Annotated in this window: 17 protein-coding genes and 2 tRNA genes; 7 read left to right on the forward strand and 12 right to left on the reverse strand. The window is 65.0% G+C overall.

The window, feature by feature from the left end:
- Window positions 1-85: 85 nt before the first annotated feature.
- Window positions 86-847 (reverse strand): hypothetical protein, encoded by a 762-nt coding sequence (locus tag QW861_RS11035; RefSeq protein ID WP_316193065.1) that lies wholly within the window; start codon window positions 845-847, stop codon window positions 86-88.
- On the opposite strand from QW861_RS11035, the gene QW861_RS11040 reads away from it, so the two are divergent.
- Window positions 846-1,673: a metallophosphoesterase gene (locus tag QW861_RS11040; RefSeq protein ID WP_315750881.1), complete on the forward strand. Its 828-nt coding sequence runs from the start codon at window positions 846-848 to the stop codon at window positions 1,671-1,673. The genes QW861_RS11035 and QW861_RS11040 overlap by 2 nt on opposite strands.
- Here QW861_RS11040 and QW861_RS11045 read toward each other — a convergent pair.
- The 7 genes from QW861_RS11045 to QW861_RS11075 all read right to left on the reverse strand — a co-directional run bounded on the left by QW861_RS11045 (window position 1,612) and on the right by QW861_RS11075 (window position 9,708).
- Window positions 1,612-2,097 (reverse strand): cyclic nucleotide-binding domain-containing protein, encoded by a 486-nt coding sequence (locus QW861_RS11045; RefSeq protein WP_316185773.1) that lies wholly within the window; start codon window positions 2,095-2,097, stop codon window positions 1,612-1,614. The two genes, QW861_RS11040 and QW861_RS11045, sit on opposite strands and share 62 nt — an antisense overlap.
- A gap of 332 nt (window positions 2,098-2,429) precedes the next feature.
- A tRNA-Val gene (locus tag QW861_RS11050) sits at window positions 2,430-2,506 on the reverse strand.
- 185 nt (window positions 2,507-2,691) lie between these two features.
- Entirely contained in the window at window positions 2,692-5,115 is a 2,424-nt protein-coding gene (lon, locus tag QW861_RS11055) for an endopeptidase La (RefSeq protein ID WP_315711533.1), read from the reverse strand.
- 327 nt (window positions 5,116-5,442) lie between these two features.
- Window positions 5,443-6,717, reverse strand: a complete 1,275-nt coding sequence (gene clpX, locus QW861_RS11060; protein ID WP_012044595.1) for an ATP-dependent Clp protease ATP-binding subunit ClpX — start codon at window positions 6,715-6,717, stop codon at window positions 5,443-5,445.
- 444 nt (window positions 6,718-7,161) lie between these two features.
- A complete protein-coding gene (locus QW861_RS11065; RefSeq protein WP_315711531.1) occupies window positions 7,162-7,794 on the reverse strand; it encodes an ATP-dependent Clp protease proteolytic subunit in 633 nt (210 codons plus the stop codon).
- 298 nt (window positions 7,795-8,092) lie between these two features.
- A complete protein-coding gene (tig, locus tag QW861_RS11070; protein ID WP_315711530.1) occupies window positions 8,093-9,451 on the reverse strand; it encodes a trigger factor in 1,359 nt (452 codons plus the stop codon).
- 172 nt (window positions 9,452-9,623) lie between these two features.
- Window positions 9,624-9,708: transfer RNA gene (locus tag QW861_RS11075), tRNA-Leu, on the reverse strand.
- A gap of 174 nt (window positions 9,709-9,882) precedes the next feature.
- On the opposite strand from QW861_RS11075, the gene QW861_RS11080 reads away from it, so the two are divergent.
- Together QW861_RS11080 and QW861_RS11085 are read left to right on the forward strand one after the other, a co-directional pair.
- Complete coding sequence (locus tag QW861_RS11080) at window positions 9,883-11,187, forward strand: multicopper oxidase family protein (protein ID WP_316170324.1); 1,305 nt, start codon at window positions 9,883-9,885, stop codon at window positions 11,185-11,187.
- 27 nt (window positions 11,188-11,214) lie between these two features.
- Window positions 11,215-12,297, forward strand: coding sequence for an enolase C-terminal domain-like protein (locus QW861_RS11085; RefSeq protein WP_316175244.1), 1,083 nt, complete (start codon window positions 11,215-11,217; stop codon window positions 12,295-12,297).
- Between the two features lie 171 nt (window positions 12,298-12,468).
- Here QW861_RS11085 and QW861_RS11090 read toward each other — a convergent pair whose 3' ends face one another.
- Window positions 12,469-13,968: an NAD(P)H-hydrate dehydratase gene (locus QW861_RS11090; RefSeq protein ID WP_315750877.1), complete on the reverse strand. Its 1,500-nt coding sequence runs from the start codon at window positions 13,966-13,968 to the stop codon at window positions 12,469-12,471.
- Between the two features lie 538 nt (window positions 13,969-14,506).
- On the opposite strand from QW861_RS11090, the gene QW861_RS11095 reads away from it, so the two are divergent.
- From QW861_RS11095 to QW861_RS11105, 3 genes are all read left to right on the forward strand, one after another.
- Window positions 14,507-14,845, forward strand: a complete 339-nt coding sequence (locus QW861_RS11095) for a P-II family nitrogen regulator (protein ID WP_009027873.1) — start codon at window positions 14,507-14,509, stop codon at window positions 14,843-14,845.
- 222 nt (window positions 14,846-15,067) lie between these two features.
- Window positions 15,068-16,477, forward strand: a complete 1,410-nt coding sequence (gene glnA / locus QW861_RS11100) for a type I glutamate--ammonia ligase (protein ID WP_006611030.1) — start codon at window positions 15,068-15,070, stop codon at window positions 16,475-16,477.
- Between the two features lie 218 nt (window positions 16,478-16,695).
- The gene (locus QW861_RS11105) at window positions 16,696-17,088 is read left to right on the forward strand and encodes a hypothetical protein (protein ID WP_315711527.1); all 393 of its coding nucleotides are present in this window, start codon (window positions 16,696-16,698) and stop codon (window positions 17,086-17,088) included.
- A gap of 426 nt (window positions 17,089-17,514) precedes the next feature.
- On the opposite strand, the gene QW861_RS11110 is transcribed toward QW861_RS11105, so the two are convergent.
- The 3 genes from QW861_RS11110 to QW861_RS11120 all read right to left on the reverse strand — a co-directional run bounded on the left by QW861_RS11110 (window position 17,515) and on the right by QW861_RS11120 (window position 19,610).
- Window positions 17,515-18,090, reverse strand: a complete 576-nt coding sequence (locus tag QW861_RS11110) for a hypothetical protein (protein WP_409998639.1) — start codon at window positions 18,088-18,090, stop codon at window positions 17,515-17,517.
- Window positions 18,091-18,148: 58 nt separating this feature from the next.
- Complete coding sequence (locus QW861_RS11115) at window positions 18,149-18,757, reverse strand: hypothetical protein (RefSeq protein ID WP_315750875.1); 609 nt, start codon at window positions 18,755-18,757, stop codon at window positions 18,149-18,151.
- 82 nt (window positions 18,758-18,839) lie between these two features.
- Window positions 18,840-19,610 carry a gamma-glutamyl-gamma-aminobutyrate hydrolase family protein gene (locus QW861_RS11120; RefSeq protein WP_315750873.1) on the reverse strand — a complete coding sequence of 257 codons (771 nt, stop codon included), beginning with the start codon at window positions 19,608-19,610 and terminating at the stop codon, window positions 18,840-18,842.
- A gap of 234 nt (window positions 19,611-19,844) precedes the next feature.
- Between QW861_RS11120 and QW861_RS11125 the strand changes: the two genes are divergently transcribed.
- On the forward strand, window positions 19,845-20,993 hold the full coding sequence (locus QW861_RS11125; RefSeq protein WP_315711522.1) for an AI-2E family transporter: 1,149 nt from the start codon (window positions 19,845-19,847) through the stop codon (window positions 20,991-20,993).
- Window positions 20,994-21,011: the final 18 nt, after the last annotated feature.

A 21,011-nucleotide genomic window follows, 5' to 3' on the forward strand; every position in this document is an offset into this window, starting at 1 on the left:
GCAAGAACCGGCATGGCGCATGCAGCCGCCTGTCCTGTCAAGGCACGAGGCCGCGATGCGCTTGAGTAAGAAAGTGGGCCGTTCCTCACCACGGTTCGGAGAGACTTTCGCCGATGGCGAGAGCGCTCCAACGTCGGCTCAGACGCGCGAACTCCTGTCGGATGGCGTCGCGCCGCGCCGGCGTGTAGGCCGCGCGCTCCTCCGCTGACATCCCGTCCAGCAGACTGCGCGCCGACGGTGCCATCTCGGCCCCGCGCGCCCGCAGCGCCGGATCGTCAGCCTGCTGCAGCCAGTCCTGCCAGCACACATATGTAGCGCGCTCGGAGCGGGCATAGTCCTCGCTGCGTTCCGGCATCAGGCGCTGGTCCTTGGTCTCATGCCTGCGGCGCAGCCGCGCGGCCTCGCGGGACGAGGTCGCATGCGGGACCAAATGAAAGGTCCCGGCCGTGCCGCCGGCCGCGAGCCGCCCGAATACGGCGCCGTCAATCCCGAGATGCTTTTCGACGATGAAGTGTTGCAGATCATGCGGCATCCAGGGATCGAAGCCAGGCGCCGGGCTCATTTCGAGGGTGTGTCCGTCGCCGAGCGTCGCGCGCACCGCGTAGCGGCGTTCGCCGGTGCGGACGAAGGAAACAGTCATTGGCGGTCGCGGACGACGAGACATGGACACTCGCAATTGGCAGCTGCGGCTGAACAACGGCCCCATCATACCGCCGCGGGTGAGGGATCGATAGATGCGCGCGGACCTGCTGGCGAGCGCCGTAGCGCAATGCAATAGCGGGACAGCCTCTGGTGTCGCCGGGTCTGGTCTCGCTCTTGCTTCGATCAGGCGCGTCAGGAGCCACATGCGCACTCTCATCGTTGCCGATCTTCATTACTCGCTGCCGCAGTTCGACTGGCTGGTGGCGGCTGCCGATCATTTTGATGCGGTGGTGTTCGCCGGCGATGCGCTCGATCTCGCCTCGATCGTCGACATTCGCGCCCAGATCGTGGTCGTGAAGACATATCTCGCGCTCCTGGCGGCCAAGACGCGGGTCATGATCTGCTCGGGCAATCATGACCTGGAGGAGCGCAACCCGGATGGCGAGAAGATCGCGGCCTGGATCGGGACGGTCCGCGAGCTCGGCATCGCAGCCGACGGCGATGACCTTCTGATCGGCGACACGCTGTTCTCGGTTTGCCCGTGGTGGGACGGCCCCATCGTCAAGGCCGCCATCGCAAGCCAGCTCGATGCCGCCGCGACGCGCGACACAGCCCGCTGGATCTGGGTGCATCATGCGCCGCCGGCCAACTCGCCGGTGAGCTGGGGCGGCAAGCGCTTCTTCGGCGACACCGAGCTCGAAGGCTTCATCGCGCGGCACCGCCCGGCGATGGTGATCTCCGGCCACGTCCACCAGTCGCCCTTCATCACGGATGGGTCCTGGTTCGATCGCGTCGGTGAGACTTGGGTCTTCAACACCGGGCGGCAACCCGGGCGACCGCCGACCTACATGGTGCTCGACACCGACGAAGGGCGCGCCTTCTGGTTGGCGGCGGGGCAAGCCGAATGGATCGATCTCGCCGGCCCCCTGCAACGCCCGGCGCAGCCCGTGACGGCGGCGCCGGACTGGCTCAGAGTCGTGGATCGGATTCCAGATCCGTTCCTGGCGAAACCTGCTGCGGCGGCAGGTTGATCATGCTCTGCAGCACCTCGCCGACCATCGAAAGATGGGTGCCGTGGCCGGCATATTGCCGCTTCAGGTCGGCGAGATAGCTGTTGGCGACGTTGAGGCGCTGCGCCAGCATGCGCGCAATCGCGAGCGTCGCCTCGGGATTTTCACTGAGGAAGCGTGGCGCATCCGGGATCTCGTAGATCCGGCAATCGACGAGCGCCCGCACGGTCGCCGTGTGCGGCTGCTCCAGCAGGAGCGACATCTCGCCGAACAGCGCGCCCGGCTCGGAGATGACGGCCACCGTGGCGCCGGCCTTGATCACCTCCAGCTCTCCGTCGAGCAGGATGTAGAGATGCCCAGTGTTGTGCCCCTCCTCGAGCAGCATGGTGCCCGCCGGAATGGCGCGCTCATGTCCGCCGGTGCAGTGGCGCAGGAAGTCGGTCATCGGTTCGCCCGCGATGTTCACGCCGCGCGCTAAGCTAGCCGAAGAACGGTTCATCGCCACGCGAAATCGTCCGGGCGCTTCGCACCAGCTGTCGCAAAGGATTTTGAACCCTTGTCCGAATTGAGCACTCGGCGGCGCCATCATCGTGATCGGGACGTGGGTTTGGCTCAGCCGCCGAGGCTCGATGGCAAGGTGGCTCAGCTTGGAGAGCAGCAGATCGATGAAACCCGACGCACAAACGCGCTTCTGGAGAGTATCGCCATCAGCTTGGAAAATCGACGCACCACAATAGCAGCGTCACCATTGCGAGGGTGCGTCCCAGCGGATGCTAATGGTAGGCGGCGAGAGATTCGAACTCCCGACCCTCTCGGTGTAAACGAGATGCTCTAACCAGCTGAGCTAGCCGCCCTCACATCGCGCTTCTTTACCCCCTGCCCGATCCTCAATCAACGCCGGAACCACGCGGCGGCAGCGAGAAACCGCCGCAGCGGGAACGGTGGGGGCAGACCACGCACGCTCGAAGGGTCGGTGGCTCGATCCCCCAAACGAAAACGGCGCCCTTACGGGCGCCGTTTCCTGGGATCAGTTCGGACCTCAGTGGGCGGTCAGGCCGCCGGCGGCTTCGTCGCCATCGGCCTTCACCGGGACCTTGGTGTCCTCTTCCCAGACGATCGGCACCGGCTTGCGGACCAGGGCCCGGGCGACGACGTCGTCGAGACGGGAGACCGGGATGATCTCCATGCCGCCCTTGATCGCATCGGAAATCTCCGTGAGATCCTTGGCGTTGTCCTCGGGGATCAGCACCGTCTTGATGCCGCCGCGGGCCGCGGCCAGGAGCTTCTCCTTCAGACCGCCGATCGGCAGCACGCGACCACGCAAGGTGATCTCACCGGTCATCGCGACGTCGTGACGGATCGGAATGCCCGTCATGACCGAGATGATTGCGGTTGCCATCGCGACGCCCGCCGACGGACCGTCCTTCGGGGTCGCCCCCTCCGGAACGTGGACGTGGATGTCGCGGCGGTCGAACATCGGCGGCTCGATGCCGTAGACGATCGCCCGCGAGCGGACGTAGGACGCCGCCGCCGAGATCGACTCCTTCATGACGTCGCGCAGATTGCCCGTCACCGTCATCTTGCCCTTGCCGGGCATCATGACGCCTTCAATGGTGAGCAGCTCACCGCCGACATCGGTCCATGCCAGACCCGTGACGATCCCGATCTGATCGTCGCTCTCGATCTCACCGAAGCGGAACTTCGGAACACCCAAGAATTCCTCAACGGTCTTCTCGGTGATCTTCACCGACTTCTTCTTGGACATCATGAGCTCCTTCACGGCCTTGCGGGCCAGTGTGGAAATCTCACGCTCCAGATTACGTACGCCCGCTTCGCGGGTGTAGCGCCGGATCACGAGCAGCAATGCGTCGTCGTCGATCGACCACTCCTTCGAGTCCAGTCCGTGCTTGGAGATCGCGCTGGGGATCAGGTGCTTGCGGGCGATCTCGAGCTTTTCGGTCTCGGTGTAGCCTGCGATGCGGATGATCTCCATGCGGTCCATCAGCGGCCCGGGAATATTCAGCGTATTCGCGGTCGTGATGAACATGACGTTCGACAGGTCGTAGTCGACCTCCAGATAGTGATCGTTGAAGGTCGTGTTCTGCTCGGGGTCCAGGACCTCCAGCAGCGCCGACGACGGGTCACCCCGGAAGTCCGAGCCCATCTTGTCGATCTCGTCCAAGAGGAACAGCGGGTTCGAGGTCTTGGCCTTGCGCATCGACTGGATGATCTTGCCGGGCATCGAGCCGATATAGGTCCGGCGATGACCGCGGATCTCCGCCTCGTCGCGCACGCCGCCCAGCGACACGCGAACGAACTCGCGGCCGGTGGCCTTCGCGATCGACTTGCCGAGCGAGGTCTTGCCGACGCCGGGAGGTCCGACCAGGCACAGGATCGGGCCGGTCAGCTTGTTGGCGCGCGACTGCACCGCCAGATACTCGACGATGCGGTCCTTGACCTTCTCCAGCCCATAGTGATCCGCATCCAGAACCGCCTGCGCGGCCTCCAGATCCTTCTTCACCTTGGACTTCTTGTTCCACGGGATCGACAGCAGCCAATCCAGATAGTTGCGCACGACGGTCGCTTCCGCGGACATCGGCGACATCTGGCGCAGCTTCTTCAGCTCGTGCTGGGCCTTCTCGCGCGCTTCCTTGGAGAGCTTGGTCTTGTTGATGCGCTCTTCCAGATCGGCGAGCTCGTCGCGGCCGTCCTCGTCGCCCAGCTCCTTCTGAATGGCCTTCATCTGCTCATTCAGGTAGTACTCGCGCTGGGTCTTCTCCATCTGGCGCTTGACACGCGAGCGGATGCGCTTCTCGACCTGCAGCACCGAGATCTCGCTCTCCATCAGGCCCAGCACCTTCTCCAGGCGCGTGGTGACGGACAGCGTCTCCAGGATGCCCTGGCGATCGGCGATCTTGACGGCGAGATGCGAGGCGACGGTGTCGGCCAGCTTACCGAAATCGGTGATCGACTGAACGACGCCGACGACCTCTGCAGAGATCTTCTTATTCAGCTTCACATAGCTCTCGAAATCCGACACGACGGAGCGCCCGAGTGCCTCGGCTTCGACCGACTTGGCGTCGGTGTCCTCGAGCGCAACGGCAGTGGCTTCGTAGTAGTCGGCACGATCGGTGTATTTCTCGACGCGCGCGCGCTCCAGGCCCTCGACCAGCACCTTCACGGTGCCGTCGGGCAGCTTCAGGAGTTGCAGCACGCTGGCGAGCGTCCCGGTCTCGTAGATCGCATCCGGAGCTGGATCGTCGTCGGACGCGTTCTTCTGCGTCGCGAGCATCACCAGCGCGTCGTTCTTCATCACCTCTTCGAGGGCGCGGATGGATTTCTCGCGGCCGACGAACAGCGGAACGATGTTGTGCGGGAAGACGACGATGTCGCGGAGCGGCAGAACCGGATAGGCGTGGCTCTCGCCGTAAACGATGGTCGGCCGGGGTTTGGGGGTCGTCATGGCCTGTTCCTTTTGTTTAGCCCCCTTGCACGCAGTCCGCCATCGTGCGCAACCGCCACAAGGTGCGATCTGATCCGGACATCACTGACGCGTCGATATCGCCCGCTTGTTTCGGATCGTTGTTGAGGCGAATCCCGGGATTGAGATTTGTATCGCCACGCGACATTAGGTGGCTATCGACCCGGGGGGTGTCAAGTATCGGTAAACACCCGCCAAAAATGGCTTTACGCGGCGGGACGCTGAAACGCGGCGATGCCGCGGACATGACGTCCGCGGCGATCGCCGATCCAATAAATCGAGGTCTTCTGTCTCTCGTACCAGCGCGCCTCACGCGCTGGCGCTGCTTTCCACCGCGCGATCGGAGCGATCGGCGTAAATGTACAGCGGGCGGGCGGTGCCCTCGACCACCTCGCGCGAGATGACCACTTCCTCGACACCCTCGAGACCCGGCAGGTCGAACATCGTCTCGAGCAGGATGCTCTCGAGGATCGACCGCAGACCACGCGCGCCGGTCTTGCGCTCGATGGCCTTGCGCGCCACCGCGCCCAGCGCCTCGTCGGCGAAGGTGAGCTCGATGTTCTCCATCTCGAACAGCCGCTGATACTGCTTCACCAGCGCGTTCTTGGGCTCGGTCAGGATCTTCTTCAGCGAGTTCTCGTCGAGGTCCTCGAGCGTCGCAACGACCGGAAGACGGCCGACGAACTCGGGGATCAGGCCGTACTTCAGGAGATCCTCAGGCTCGACGTGACGGAAGATCTCGCCGGTGCGGCGGTCCTCCGGCGCCAGAACCTGGGCGGCGAAGCCGATCGAGGTCGACCGGCCGCGCGCCGAGATGATCTTCTCGAGGCCGGAGAACGCACCACCGCAGATGAACAGGATGTTGGTGGTGTCGACCTGCAGGAACTCCTGCTGCGGATGCTTGCGGCCGCCCTGCGGCGGAACCGACGCAACCGTACCCTCCATGATCTTGAGCAGCGCCTGCTGGACGCCCTCGCCCGACACGTCGCGGGTGATCGAGGGATTGTCCGACTTGCGACTGATCTTGTCGATCTCGTCGATGTAGACAATGCCACGCTGCGCGCGCTCGACATTGTAGTCGGCCGCCTGCAACAGCTTCAGGATGATGTTCTCGACGTCCTCACCGACATAGCCGGCCTCGGTCAGGGTCGTCGCATCCGCCATCGTGAACGGCACGTCCAGGATGCGGGCGAGCGTCTGGGCGAGCAGCGTCTTACCCGAGCCGGTCGGACCGATCAGCAGGATGTTCGACTTGGCGAGCTCGACGTCCGAGTGCTTGGTCTGGTGATTCAGCCGCTTGTAGTGGTTGTGGACCGCGACCGAGAGCACCTTCTTCGCATGGTTCTGGCCGATGACGTAATCGTCCAGGACCTTGCAGATCTCCTTCGGGGTCGGAATCCCGTCGCGCGACTTGACCAGCGAGGACTTGTTCTCCTCGCGGATGATGTCCATGCAGAGTTCGACGCACTCGTCGCAGATGAAGACGGTTGGACCTGCGATCAGTTTGCGGACTTCGTGCTGGCTCTTGCCGCAGAACGAGCAATATAGCGTGTTCTTCGAGTCGCTCGTGCCGACCTTACTCATTCCTGTCTCCGTCCGCGGTTCGCTCTTGTCCGCTCGTTCGTCCCGATCCGGCACGGGCCGGACCAGACTGGTGAAAGAGCAAATTTCGTACCAAAATTAACACCTTGTTCTTCACCTGTCGTGAACCCACGACCTACGCGAATCCCCCACGATCCATAACTCGACACTCTAGCCAATCATGCTGTCATCCGACTATCAAGAATTCGCTAATCGGAGCACAGACCCTAGACCGTGACATTACCGTGATTTTGGGGCTTGACACGGCAATAACACGCGAAATCAGCGGAGCGTTGCGTGTTTGCCACGCCTATTTGCCGGCCGCACGGCAAGGTTGCGGCTCTTTTGGGACCCTACCTCAGCACCTTTGCCGACCGAAGCCGGTAAAGTAGCCGCCGTTACATCCCCGAGGCCCGTCCATCGGGCCCCGCGTCGCTTACTGGTGGCTCACTTGCCCATCGCCGCCGGATCTTCCGGCCGCTTGTCGATGACCTTGTCGATCAGGCCGAACTCCTGGGCGGCTTCCGCCGTGAGGAACTTGTCGCGCTCCAGGGCGTCCTCAATCGCCTTGTAGGGCTGGCCGGTGTGCTTGACGTAGATCTCGTTCAGCCGCTTCTTCAGGTTCAGGATCTCCTGGGCGTGCAGCATGATATCGGTCGCCTGGCCCTGGAACCCGCCGGACGGCTGATGCACCATGATGCGCGAGTTCGGCAGCGAGAAGCGCATGTCCTTGTGGCCGGCACAGAGCAGCAGCGAGCCCATCGAGGCCGCCTGGCCGGTGCACAGCGTCGACACCGCCGGACGGATGAACTGCATCGTGTCGTAGATCGCGAGGCCCGACGTCACCACGCCACCGGGCGAGTTGATGTACATCGCGATTTCCTTCTTCGGGTTCTCGGCCTCGAGGAACAGGAGCTGAGCGACGATCAGGGTCGCCATGCCGTCCTCGACCGGACCGGTCACGAAGATGATGCGCTCCTTCAGGAGGCGCGAGAAGATGTCGTAGGCGCGCTCGCCGCGGTTGGTCTGTTCGACCACCATAGGCACAAGGTTCATATAGGTTTCGACGGGATCGCGCATGAATCACCCAAGGGTTGGACCAGCAGTTGAGACGACCGGCCGCCGCAGGTGAGGCTCATTTCAACGAGCAGCGACGGACAGGTGTCCCGTGATGCAGAACTTCAAGACCGAGCCCACAGATATGGACCAATTTGCCGGTGACAAGACCGGGTGCCCTGGCCCGCCGCAAGCGAGGTCGTTGCCCTGTTCAAGCTGATTCCCGCGGCGACGGCCAGCGCCGGAACCTGGACGACCGGCGCTTTCGCCGGTCAACCTTAATCTCGCGCTTATGTCGCGAACCCTACGATGGACAGCCTGATCAGGCCGCCTTGTCGCTGTCGTCGTCCTTGAACAGCTCGTCCTTGGAGACCTTCTTCTCGGTCACGTTGGCGAGTTCGAGGATGAAGTCGACGACCTTGTCCTCGTAGATTGGCGCGCGCAGCTGCGCGAGCGCCTGCGGGTTGCTGCGATAGAAGTCCCAGACCTCCTTCTCGCGGCCCGGCATCGAGCGCGCACGCTCGATCACGGCGCGGCTGACCTCGTCGTCGGTCACGGTGATCTTGTTCTTCTCGCCGATCTCCGACAGCACGAGGCCGAGGCGCACGCGGCGGTCGGCGATGGTGCGGTACTCCTCCTTCGCCTTGTCCTCGGTGGTGTTCTCGTCGGCGAAGGTCTTGCCGCTGGAATCCATCTCGGCCTTGACCGAGTTCCACATCAGGTTGAACTCCTCGTCGATCAGCGACGGCGGCGCATCGAACTTGTGGGTCTCGTCGAGACGGTCGAGCAGCGCGCGCTTGACGCGCTGGCGGGTCGCCTGGCTGAACTCGCCGGCGAGACGATCGCGCATCAACTGCTTCAGCTTGTCGAGCGATTCGAGGCCGAGCGTCTTGGCGAACTCATCGTCCACCACCTTGTCTTCGGGCGCCTCGATGGCGGTGGCGGTGGTTTCGAACTCCGCCGCCTTCCCGGCCAGCTCGTTGTTGAGATAATTGGTCGGGAACGTGACCTTCAGGGTGCGAGTCTCGCCGACGCCGATACCGATCAGCTGGTCCTCGAAGCCGGGAATGAAGGTGTTCGAGCCGATCACGACGTCGATGCCCTCACCCGTGCCGCCCTCGAAGGCGACGCCGTCGATCGTGCCCTTGAAGTTGATCTTCACGCGGTCACCGCTCGCGGCCTTCGCGCCCTCGGCCTTCGCCGCGTAGCTGCGGTTGGCATCGGCCAGGCGCTTGATCGCCTCATCGACATCGGCATCGGTGATGTCGGCCACCGGCTTCTCGACCGAGAAGGTCTTGAAGTCGGCGAGCGCAATCGCCGGCACGACCTCGACGGCCACGGTGTAGGTCAGGTCCGACTGGCCGGAGAGGATCTTCTCGACCTCGGCCTCCTCCGTCGGCATCGTCACCTTCGGCTCGGTGGCGAGGCGGAAGCCGCGCTCGGTGAAGATCTGCGTGTTGGTGTCGCGGATGGTCTGGTCGATGGTCTCCGCCATGACCGACTTGCCATAGATCTTCTTCAGATGCGCGACCGGCACCTTGCCGGGGCGGAAGCCGTTGATGCGGACCTTGTCCTTGAGATCGACCAGCTTGGCGTCCGCCTTGGCGTCGAGATCCGCCGCCGGAACGCTGATCTGGAACTCGTGCTTCAAGCCTTCCGACAAGGTTTCTGTGACCTGCATGGCGTCAATCTTCTTCCGCTTCGGTCCGAACCCTTGCGATCCGGACACATCTGACTCAATTGTGGACGACGCGCAGCAAAAGGCTTTGCGCCGGTGGGATCGGCGGCCCCGCTTCTCTGTGCGAGAGAGCGGGTCTGCCGGTAAAACTTGGGGCAAACGCCGGAGAAGCGCTTGGTGCGGGCGGAGGGACTCGAACCCCCACAACTTTCGTCACTGGAACCTAAATCCAGCGCGTCTACCAGTTCCGCCACGCCCGCGTGAACTGCATCGATAGCCCGGCCGCGGTGCCGCGGGCGGCGCGGCTTATACCACGCACGAAACCGTCCGCAGCAAAAAAATGGGCTGTCGAAAGCACCACCGGCAGGCCGATCGACCGTGTCGCACGCACAGATAAGGGAAAACAGCATGATCCGCATCCCCCTCATCGCACGATGTTTTGTCGCATGACGGAACCGTCGGAGGGGCTCAGCCGCCGCGCCCTGCTCGGCGGCCTTGCGGCAGCCGGCGCGGCCTCGTTTACCCGCTCGGCTCGGGCCGGTGGCCGAATCTCGGTTTCGTTGAACGCTCGCGGCGAATCTCTGGTGCTGGCCCAGGGACGCTCGGCCAGCCCGCTCTGGCGGCTGGCTGCACCGGCCCCGGTGGTCCGGCTCGCCCGCGGCACGGCGCTCGATCTTGACCTTTCGAATGGCCTTTCGATCCCGGCCGCATTGTCCAGCCGCGGCCTCGCTTTGCCCGCACCGCTGCTGGCGCAGGCGGAGATCGGCCCCGGCGGCCGGGCCACCATTCCAGCCCTGGCGTCGCGCGCCGGGACCGGCCTGCTCGACCTGCGGCTGCTCGCCGACGCCGTGCCGATCCGCCCGCTGCCTGTCATCGTCGATGAGGCCGCGACGGTAACTGTCGACCGCGACGAAATTTTCCTGGTCGAGGATTTCAGGCTCAAGGCGGACGGCACCGCGGTTGCGCCAGGAACCGAAGCGCAAGACACCGAGCTCATCTACACCGTCAATGGGCACGTCCAGCCCGAGATCGCGCTGCGGACCCATGAGCGGGTCAGGCTGCGGTTCATCAACGGCTGTCAACGCGCTGTGATTGCGATCAAAATCGCCGACCTCGACGCCGTCCGCGTGATGGCCATCGACGGCCAGCCGGCCGAGCCTTTCCTGGCTCGAAATGGCGCGGTGGTGCTGCCGCCCGGCGGCCGCACCGACGTCTTCATCGACATGCCCGCCGCCAAGACGGTGCTGGCCGTGCTGCTGCACGACGGCAGCAATCCGCGTCCCCTCGCCCGGCTGGTGGCGTCGAGCGAGCCGCCGCTCCGTGCCGCCCCACTGCCGCCGGCGCCGCCTTTGCCGTCGAACGGGTTGCCGGACAAGCTGGACCTGAGGACCGCCGCTCGGGCCGAGCTCGCGCTCGACGGCGCCGGCTGGCAACCGCCCGCCGCGTTCAACGCCGCCGGCGCCCCCACCTTCCAGGCCAAGGCCGGCCAAGTGGTCGTGCTGGCATTGGCGAACAAGACCGCCGGCACCCATGTGGTCCACCTTCATGGCCAGCCGTTTCGGCTGCTCGACCGGCTCGACGACGGCTGGAAGCCCTATTGGCTCGACACGCTGGCGCTGGAGGCCGGCCAGACCCAGCGCATTGCATTCCTTGCCGAGCAATCCGGCCGGTTCCTGGTCGAGAGCATGGCGACCAACTGGGCGGCGCCGCGGCTGCTGCGGTGGTATGAGATCAGGTGAGGAAACGAACCTGAGGGAACAGTCCCCATGACCACTGCCGCCATCACCGGGGTCACGGCGCGCGCCGTGATCACGCCCATGAAGCGCCCCCTGCGCAACGCGTTCGGGATCATCGACTCCGGACCGCTGGTGCTGATCGACGTCGCAACCGATCAGGGGGTTACCGGCCATTCCTACCTGTTCGCTTACACCAGGCTCGCCTTGAAACCGCTGCTGCATCTGGTCGAGGAGATCGGCCGAGAGCTCAAGGGCCAAGCCCTGGTCCCGTTCGACCTGATGAAACTCATGGACGCCAAATTCCGCCTGCTCGGCTGGCAGGGCCTCGTCGGCATGGCCGTCTCGGGCCTCGACATGGCGTTCTGGGATGCGCTCGGTCAGCTCGCGGGCAAGCCCGTCGTCGAGCTGCTCGGCGGCACGGCGCGGCCGATTCCGGCCTATGACAGCTATGGCGTGCTCGATGCCAAGGACGACGAGCGCACCTTGCGCGCCGCGCGCGACGAGCACGGCTTCCGCGCCATCAAGACCAAGGGCGGTCATGGCGATCTCGCGACCGACGAAGCGATGACCAAGGGCCTGCGCGCCCTGCTCGGCCCGGACATGGCGCTGATGCTCGACTTCAACCAGTCGCTCGATCCCGCTGAGGCGACACGTCGAATTACCAACCTTGCTGCCTACGACCTGACCTGGATCGAGGAGCCGGTGCCGCAGGAAAACCTCTCCGGCCATGCCCGGGTGCGCGAGCGCTCGGAGATCCCGATCCAGGCCGGCGAAAACTGGTGGTTTCCGCGCGGCTTTGCCGAGGCGATCGCCGCCGGCGCCTCCGACTTCATCATGCCCGACCTGATGAAGGTCGGCGGCATCACCGGCTGGCTCAACGTCGCGGGGCAAGCCGACGCCGCCTCGATCCCGATGTCGAGCCACATCCTGCCCGAGGCGAGCGCCCATGTGCTGGCAGTGACGCCGACGGCGCACTGGCTCGAGGTGCTGGACTTCGCCGGCGCCATTCTCGCCGAGCCGCTGCGGGTGGTGGATGGCAAGGTGACAGCCAAAGGTCCCGGCCTCGGCCTCGCCTGGAACGAGAGCGCGGTGGCGAAATATCAGGTGACGTGAGCACAGCCAAGAGCAGGACGCGCCGTCGCCGCCTCACCCCCAACTGTCATCACCCGCGACCGGGCGATCCGGTACGCCGAGACATCGGTGGCTAAATCGATAGGCCGCGGCGTACTGGATGCCCGCCTTCGCGGGCATGACAGCGTGGTTGAGGCGACGACTCGCCCCTAATCAATACTCGACGCCGAACCGGTCATAGAGCCGCCGGAACACCGCAGGCAAGGTCTCCGTCAGATCCTCCGCGATCAGCCCCGGTCCCGCCTCGTTGCCCGCCTCGCCATGCATCCAGACGCCGATGCAGGCGGCCTCGAACGCCGGCACACCCTGCGCCAGCAAGCCGGCGATGATGCCGGCGAGCACGTCGCCGGCGCCGGCGGTGGCGAGCCAGGGCGGCGCGTTGGCGGCGATCGCGGCGCGGCCGTCGGGCGCGGCCACCGTCGTGTCGGCGCCCTTCAACAGCACCACGGCGCCGCAGCGCACGGCCGCCGCGCGGACGCGCTCCAGCTTGGAGCGGCCGGGATGCTTGTTGCTGAGATCCGAGAACAGGCGCGGGAATTCGCCCTCGTGCGGCGTCAGCACGATCTGCGCGTCGGCCATCGCCCTGATCTGCTCGAACAACCGCTCCGGCGCATCGGCGAAGCTCGTCAATGCGTCGGCATCGAGCACGAGATGACGCTGCGCCGACAGCGCGGTGAAGACGAGGTCGCGCGTGCGCTCGCTGACGCCCGTTCCGGGCCCGATGATGCAGGTGTTGTAGCGCTTGTCGCCGAGCAGCTCGCCGAACTCGATCGCGGTGTCGGCGGCGCGCACCATCACCGCCGTCAGCGCCGCAGCATTGACCGCCAGCGCATCGCGCGGCGAGGCCAGCGTGACCAGGCCGGCGCCCGCCCGCAATGCGGCCCGCGCGGCCATCCGCGCCGCGCCCGTGGCGGTGACGTCGCCGGACATCGCCAGCACGTGCCCGCGGGCGTATTTGTGGCCGTCGATGCGTGGCACCGGAAAATGGCCCTGCCACAGCTCGGGATCGTTCTCGAAGGCCTGCGGCCTGATCTCGGCGAGCACCTGGGGATCGATGCCGATGTCGGCGAGCCGGACGCGCCCGCAATGCTGGCGGCCCGGCAGCAGCAGGTGCGCCGGCTTCTTGCGGAAGAAGGTCACCGTCTCGGTGGCGCGGACCGCGATGCCCATCACCGCGGCCGTGGTGCCGTTGATGCCGCTCGGCAGGTCGACGGCGAGCACCGGCGCGCCATTGCCGTTGATCGCTGCGATGACGTCATGGGGCTCGCCGGTGACGGGCCGGCTGAGACCTGCGCCGAACAGCGCGTCGATGATCAGCGCCGGCTTGCCGATCGCCTGCGGCGTGAACGGCAGCACCGGAAACTTCCAGCCCTTGGCGGCGGAGGCCGCGTCGCCGTGCAGCGCGTCGCGCTCGCACATCAGGATGACCGACACGTCCCTGCCCTGCGCGGCGAGCTCGGCCGCGGCAACGAAGCCGTCGCCGCCATTGTTGCCCGGCCCACACACGACCACGATCGGCCCGGTCTCGACCAGGTCCATGGCCGCCTCGGCCACCGCCTGTCCGGCGCTCAGCATCAGCGAAAAGCCCGGCGTGCCGGCCGCGATGGTCAGCCGGTCGGCGCGCTCCATTTCGCTCGTGGTCAAGATGTCCATTACCGCTCTCGTCCCCAGCCGCCGTCTTGCGCCGGCTGCGTGATGTCGTCCCCGTCGCCTCGCAGCGGACGTCGGCGCCCCGTCCCTCGGAGCCGGTGCGGGCGAATCCCGCGCTCCCTATTGCCGCGGCAGCCCGCAACTTCCAAGGGCGCTGCACATCTGGCAAGACGCAACGAAACCCGGCACGTCGCCTTTTCCCTGGGCATTTCGGACAACGCGCGGCTCCGCCGTCAAGACCTGCACAATGTTTGATCTGTTTGCCTAATCTCAAGGCTCCGGTATTCTAGACGTTCCTTGAGGGAATCGTCGGGTGCTGGTGAAATGCCTGAATATCGGCTCCATTTGGGCCCGTTAACGACTTGGCATAGACCCTGCTTTTGTGGAGCCACTTCGGCACGGGGCAAGTCGGGCAATCAATCACCGGGCCTCCGCCGGAGAGTGTTGGGCCCGGTAACGAAATGATCGAACGACTTGCGCGTGGGCGCAGCCTGACGATGACCCACATGTTGTTTATAGCGGAATGCCCGGGAGGCGCTCAGTGAAGAAGATCGAAGCCATCATCAAGCCGTTCAAGCTCGACGAGGTGAAGGAGGCGCTTCAGGAGGTGGGACTTCAGGGCATCACCGTTACCGAAGCGAAGGGTTTCGGCCGGCAAAAAGGCCATGCCGAGCTCTACCGGGGCGCCGAATACATCGTTGATTTCCTGCCCAAGGTGAAGATCGAGATCGTGATCGGCGACGATTTGGTCGAGCGCGCGATCGAGGCGATCCGCCGCGCCGCCCAGACCGGCCGCATCGGCGACGGCAAGATCTTCGTGTCCAACATCGAGGAAGCCATCCGCATCCGAACCGGAGAATCCGGGCTGGACGCGATCTAGCCTGACCGGGGGGCCTCAACGGACCGTCCGCTCCGGGCCCCCCACGGAACGTTTGCTGCGCCAGCAGCCCCCACGGCAGCTCGAGTGTCCTCTGCGAGGCGCTTGCACGCGGCCGTTTTGCCGTTTCCGATGTTGTCTTGGCTCCCGCACGAGGCTATGGAGCATGACCCGCGGACGCCGTCCCGCGCCGGGCCGTGACGTTATAAGCCAAGAGGGGTATTCATGAAGACCGCCAAGGACGTCTTGAAAGCAATCAAGGACAATGACGTCAAATACGTCGACCTCCGCTTCACCGACCCGCGGGGCAAGTGGCAGCACGTCACCTTCGACGTCAGCATGATCGACGAAGACATTTTTGCCGAAGGCACGATGTTCGACGGCTCCTCGATCGCCGGCTGGAAGGCGATCAATGAATCCGACATGTGCCTGATGCCCGACCCGGTGACCGCGACGATCGATCCGTTCTTCGCCGAAACCACCATGATCATCACCTGCGACGTGCTCGAGCCGACCACCGGCGAGCCGTACAACCGCGACCCCCGCGGCATCGCCAAGAAGGCCGAGGCGATGGTGAAGTCGATGGGCGTGGGCGACACCGTGTTCGTCGGCCCCGAAGCCGAGTTCTTCGTATTCGACGACGTGCGCTACAGCTCGTCGCCCTACAACACCGGCTTCCGCCTGGACTCCTCGGAGCTGCCGACCAACTCCGACACCGAATATGAGGGCGGCAATCTCGGCCACCGCATCCGCACCAAGGCGGGCTACTTCCCGGTGCCGCCGCAGGACTCGGTGCAGGACATGCGCTCGGAGATGCTCGGCGCCATGGCCCGCATGGGCGTCAAGGTCGAGAAGCACCATCACGAGGTCGCCTCGGCCCAGCACGAGCTCGGCATGAAGTTCGACACGCTGACCTTGATGGCCGACCAGATGCAGATCTACAAATACTGCATCCATCAGGTCGCCCACATCTACGGCAAGACCGCCACCTTCATGCCGAAGCCGGTCTATGGCGACAACGGTTCGGGCATGCACGTCCACCAGTCGATCTGGAAGGACGGCAAGCCGGTGTTCGCGGGCAACAAGTATTCCGACCTGTCGGAGACCTGCCTGTCCTACATCGCCGGCATCATCAAGCACGCCAAGGCCATCAACGCCTTCACCAACCCGTCGACCAACTCCTACAAGCGTCTGGTCCCGGGCTATGAGGCGCCGGTGCTGCTCGCCTACTCCGCGCGCAACCGCTCGGCGTCCTGCCGCATCCCCTACACCTCGTCGCCGAAGGCCAAGCGCGTCGAGGTCCGCTTCCCCGATCCGCTCGCCAATCCCTATCTCGGCTTTGCCGCGATGCTGATGGCCGGCCTCGACGGCGTGAAGAACAAGCTCGATCCGGGCCCGGCGATGGACAAGGACCTCTACGACCTGCCGAAGGAAGAGCTGAAGCAGATCCCGACCGTCTGCGGCAGCTTGCGCGAGGCGCTCGAGAACCTCGACAAGGACCGCGCCTTCCTGAAGGCCGGCGGCGTGTTCGACGACGACTTCATCGACAGCTACATCGCGCTGAAGATGACCGAGGTCGAGCGCTTCGAAATGACCCCGCACCCGGTCGAGTTCGACATGTACTACTCGGGCTGACAGCCCGATTGATCGGCGGATGACGACACCAGGGCGCCCCTCACGGGGCGCCCTTTTCATTGGTGTCGCAGTGCCGTGCTGCGAATGCCAAGGCCGGCATGAGCGCCAGAACGGCGGTACGACATTCCTCCCAATGACGAATAGGGACAGGCGCAAGGAATAGATCGGGCCGGAATGAGTTTCTATCCCTGTGATCCACATGCATTGGGAGATTTCGAATGACCAGGCTTTCGATCTCGCGCCTCTTCCTGACCGCCGCAATCTCACTCGCGGCGATCTCGTCCGCCAGCGCGGCGCCTCCAACCAAGAGCGGCAGCAGCACGAAGGGTGACATCCTCACCGACAACAAGGGCATGACGCTCTACACGTTCGACAAGGACGTCGACGGCAAATCAGCCTGCAACGGTCCCTGCGCGACCAACTGGCCGGTCCTGAAAGCCGAAGCCAGCGACAAGGCCGACGCCAACTACACCATCATCACCCGGGACGACGGCTCCAGGCAGTGGGCTTACAAGGGCAAGCCGCTCTACACCTTCGCCAAGGATCAGAAGCCCGGCGACATCACAGGCGACGGCTTCCTGAACAACGCCTGGCATCTCGCAAAGCCCTGAGCGGAGCTGCGCTCTCGCCACGCGCGGGACGAACTGCACGGATTGGGCTTGGCCGTAGGAGACGGCCGCTCTCGGAGAATCCGCCGGACGCGCCTGCGACCGGCGCCCATTGACGAGCGCTGCGTTGTCGTGGCTATCGAGAAACGCGGCAAGCTTTCCTGATGGAGATCTTGCCGCACCACCCCTGCCCCCAGCGCCCTTCACCGGGCGCCTTTTGTTGGTGGCTGCTCATCTGCGATGATCCAACGGGACTCGTCCTTCGAGACGCTCGGCTATCGCCAAGCTCCTTAAGGATGAGGAGATGGAGGTCGCGCGAGGCCGTGGTTTCTCCTCATGGTGAGGAGGCGCGCGCCCATGAGTCAATGAGATCATCCGACAGAAGTGCGCGCCGTCTCGAACCATGAGGCCCGAGGGCGCACTCAGCCGCTATTTCTCGGGAAACCTCACCACGATCTGCTCGACCACCGGTCCCCATTTGCGCAACTCCGCCTTGTCGGATGCGATGCGATCACCGATCGGATTTCCCTCGTGGTCGTCACTGCCGAAGCGAACGCTGACGGAGCATCCACCCGGCAAAGGACGGCTCAGCGTGCCGCCTTTCCAGTCGACAACGAAGCCGCCACCATCGGTGAAGAACTCGCGGATCAGAAACGGCCTGCCATTGATCTTCTGCACCTCGGCCAAAGTGGAGCCGAGCGTCACGCCGGCAACGTTCCAATGACTCGTCTTGGAGGCGATCAAGGTGAGACGTGACACCCGCCGCATCGTCTCGTCAGCAAAGCCGATCTCGATACGCCAGTCCGGCACTTTTGGCGACAGCACGACGCCTTGATAGGTGATGTCCTCCACCCCGGTGAACAACTGGTCGTCTACCACCGCCTCCTGGCCGTAGCGCTGCATCAGGCTCTTGGCGGAGTCCGTGACCGACACCGGCGAGGTGCAGGTGATCGGCCCATCGGCAGGCGGCGCGGTCTGTGCCCATGCCGGCGCAGCCAGAAGCATCAACAACAAGCTCGTTCGGCGCATGCTCATCCCGGTCAGTCCTGCGACTATGAAGCCATCACTTCGCGGCGAAATTGATGCCGATCTCGGTGACGACGGGCGCGAATTTCACCAGCGCCGGATTGTCGGACGACACCTTCACGCCATCGCCCGAGAGCGCTCGCGGTGGGTCCTTGTCCTTGCCGAAGCGCACGGTGATCGAGCAGCCGCCCGGCAGGATGCGTCCCAGCGCGCCGTTCTTGAAGTCGGTGACGAAGCCGCCATAGTCCCAGCCGAAGCCGCTCACGACGAACGACTTGCCATTGGCCTTCTGGACCTCGACGAGGCTGGCCCCGATGGTGATGCCGGCCACGCTCCAGCGGCTCGTCTTGGCCGTATCGCGCAAGGTGAGCCCGGACACCGTCGCGACCTTATCGTCGATGAAGCCGACCTCGATGCGCCGGTCCATCGCCCGCGGAAACAGCACGAGGCCCTTGTAGGTCTCGCCCTCGGCGCCCGGCAGATCCTGAACCACGGCCTCGTCGCCATAGCGCTGCTTGAGGCTGTTTGCCGAATCGGTGGCCGCGACCGGCGACGAGCAGGTGATCGGGCCTTCCATCGGCGGCGTGCCTTGGGCCAAGGCCGGAGCGGCGAGGAGCACAATGGCGACAGTCAGGACGTGGCGCATCACGGATTCCTTGTGACGAGCTCACGATGAGCCGTCTCTGCAGCTTCGTCTGCCGTTTTGGAAACCCGGTTCAGCCCCGACGTCAGGATGACAGATGCCGCTTCCTCACCGCCTCACCGAACGCCTCGAACAGCTTGCGATTGATCGGGTTCTTCTGCGGGTCATATTCGGCATGCCATTGCACGCCGAGCGCAAAGGATGGCGCGTCCGCGATGCGGATGGCCTCGATGGTGCCGTCCTCGGCGATGCCCTCGATCACGACGCGGTCGCCCGGCTCCAGGATGCCCTGACCATGCAGCGAATTGACCTTGATGCTGTCGCAACCGAGGATGCTGGCGAAGGCACCGCCCGGCGCGAGCCGCACCTCGTGGCGATCGGCGAACACGACGTTGGGATCGGGATGGATCTCGCCGTTCTCCAGCCTCGGCATGCGGTGGTTCATGCGGCCGGGAATTTCGCGAATCTCCGGATGCAGCGAGCCGCCGAAGGCGACGTTCATCTCCTGCAAGCCGCGGCAGATGCCGAACAGCGGGATGCCTCTGGAGACGCAGGCTTCCGACAGCTGCAGCGCGACCTCGTCGCGATGGACGTCGTAGGGCTCGTGCTTGAGGCTCGGCTCGGTGTTGAAGCGGGTCGGGTGCACGTTGGCGCGGGCGCCGGTCAGCACCACGCCGTCGACGACATCGAGCAGCGCGGCGATGTCGGTGATCTCGGGAACGCCGGCAAACATCAGCGGTAGCGCGCCCGCGACCTCGGCCACGGCGCTCAGGTTGCGCTCGCCCACCATCTGCACGGTGAACCTGTTCTCGACGCGATGGCTGTTGCCGATCACGCCGACCACCGGACGTTTCATTGTTTTTGTTTCTCTCCCCTCTTATGTGGCCGTTGGCGGCCGCGTCCGCCAGTGTGGCAGGCACAAATCATGCCTGCGTCGCACGGCAGGATCAACATATGGCCACGCGGGTCCCCAATGCCAATTCCGACACCCCCGCAAGCGTCCTGCAGCACCCCGCTTCCCCAAGCCTGTGCTTGATCCGCCAGCCGTTTTCGCCAATGTGTGGGGGCCGATCAGCACAGAGGATGCCTCATGACCGCCCCCGCCGACCCACGCCTCCAGGCCCGCAGCGACCTGGCCTGGGCCATTGCCGTGGGCGGCATCGGGGTAACCCTGTTCATGGCCGGCATGGCCTTCACCTGGTATTACGCGGCTGCGATCTTCCTGTTGTTCGCGGGCATGCTGCTCGGCGTCGCGCTCAACGCGATGACCAGCCTGCTCGGCCGCGTCCTGCCCTGGCCGCATCCGGCGCGGCTCGTCATCGTCTGCTTGGCCCTCGCGGCCGTGCTCGTCGGCATCGTCTTCCTCGGCGGCACCACCATCGCGGACCAGGCCAAGGTGCTGAGCGATACGATCAAGTCGCAGCTCGGCAACATCAAGGGCTTCCTCGACCGCAACGGCATCGACACCAGCTTCTTCGACTTCAACGCCGCGAGCACGGCCACTGCCGCGCCTGATGGCGGCTCGACCACACCGACCCAGACGCCGTCCCATGGCCTGCCGGGCGGCCTGCCCTCGCCGAGCGCGCTGGCCTCCTCCGGCGGCGCCATCGTCAGCCAGACCTTCAAGCTGCTGCTCGGCACCGTCAGCGCCGTCGGCAACTTCTTCATCGTGCTGTTCCTGGGATTGGCCTTCGCGGCCCAGCCGGCGGTCTACCGCAGCGGATTGCTTTTCCTGGCGCCGGCGAAGTACCGGGACCAGGCCACCGTGATCGTGGACCGCATCAGCTACACGCTGGAACGCTGGCTGATCGCCCAGATCACGACGATGTTCGCAGTCTTCCTCGTCACCTGGATCGGCCTCGCCATCATCGGCGTGCAGAGCTCGTTCATCCTGGGCATCCAGGCCGGCCTGCTGGCGTTCATTCCGACCGTCGGCGCGATCATCGCCGGCGTCATCGTGGTGCTGGCGAGCCTCGCCTCCGGCTGGGTCGCTGCGGTCAGCGCCTTCGTGCTGTTCCTCGGCGTGCACGCGATGGAGAGCTACGTGCTGACGCCGCTGATCCAGCGCCAGGCGCTGGACATCCCGCCGGCCACGCTGTTTGCGTTCCAGATCCTGCTCGGCATCGTGTTCGGCGTCTGGGGCCTGACCCTGGCGCTGCCGCTGATGGCGATCGCCAAGGTCATGATCGACTATTTCAAGAGCGACCGCCGCACCGAGGACGCCGCGGCCGCGATCTGAGGCCCGGTCAGAGCCCGC

Source organism: Bradyrhizobium sp. SZCCHNRI1029 (assembly GCF_032487555.1).
GTDB lineage: Bacteria > Pseudomonadota > Alphaproteobacteria > Rhizobiales > Xanthobacteraceae > Bradyrhizobium.

What these genes read in the sequence shown, in the direction of transcription:
- QW861_RS11040 (WP_315750881.1), top strand. Translation starts at nt 846, where the DNA reads ATGCGCACTCTCATCGTTGCCGATCTTCATTACTCGCTGCCGCAGTTC.
- QW861_RS11035 (WP_316193065.1), bottom strand. Translation starts at nt 847, where the DNA reads ATGTGGCTCCTGACGCGCCTGATCGAAGCAAGAGCGAGACCAGACCCG.
- QW861_RS11045 (WP_316185773.1), bottom strand. Translation starts at nt 2,097, where the DNA reads ATGACCGACTTCCTGCGCCACTGCACCGGCGGACATGAGCGCGCCATT.
- lon (WP_315711533.1), bottom strand. Translation starts at nt 5,115, where the DNA reads ATGACGACCCCCAAACCCCGGCCGACCATCGTTTACGGCGAGAGCCAC.
- clpX (WP_012044595.1), bottom strand. Translation starts at nt 6,717, where the DNA reads ATGAGTAAGGTCGGCACGAGCGACTCGAAGAACACGCTATATTGCTCG.
- QW861_RS11065 (WP_315711531.1), bottom strand. Translation starts at nt 7,794, where the DNA reads ATGCGCGATCCCGTCGAAACCTATATGAACCTTGTGCCTATGGTGGTC.
- tig (WP_315711530.1), bottom strand. Translation starts at nt 9,451, where the DNA reads ATGCAGGTCACAGAAACCTTGTCGGAAGGCTTGAAGCACGAGTTCCAG.
- QW861_RS11080 (WP_316170324.1), top strand. Translation starts at nt 9,883, where the DNA reads ATGTTTTGTCGCATGACGGAACCGTCGGAGGGGCTCAGCCGCCGCGCC.
- QW861_RS11085 (WP_316175244.1), top strand. Translation starts at nt 11,215, where the DNA reads ATGACCACTGCCGCCATCACCGGGGTCACGGCGCGCGCCGTGATCACG.
- QW861_RS11090 (WP_315750877.1), bottom strand. Translation starts at nt 13,968, where the DNA reads ATGGACATCTTGACCACGAGCGAAATGGAGCGCGCCGACCGGCTGACC.
- glnA (WP_006611030.1), top strand. Translation starts at nt 15,068, where the DNA reads ATGAAGACCGCCAAGGACGTCTTGAAAGCAATCAAGGACAATGACGTC.
- QW861_RS11105 (WP_315711527.1), top strand. Translation starts at nt 16,696, where the DNA reads ATGACCAGGCTTTCGATCTCGCGCCTCTTCCTGACCGCCGCAATCTCA.
- QW861_RS11110 (WP_409998639.1), bottom strand. Translation starts at nt 18,090, where the DNA reads ATGCTTCTGGCTGCGCCGGCATGGGCACAGACCGCGCCGCCTGCCGAT.
- QW861_RS11115 (WP_315750875.1), bottom strand. Translation starts at nt 18,757, where the DNA reads ATGCGCCACGTCCTGACTGTCGCCATTGTGCTCCTCGCCGCTCCGGCC.
- QW861_RS11120 (WP_315750873.1), bottom strand. Translation starts at nt 19,610, where the DNA reads ATGAAACGTCCGGTGGTCGGCGTGATCGGCAACAGCCATCGCGTCGAG.
- QW861_RS11125 (WP_315711522.1), top strand. Translation starts at nt 19,845, where the DNA reads ATGACCGCCCCCGCCGACCCACGCCTCCAGGCCCGCAGCGACCTGGCC.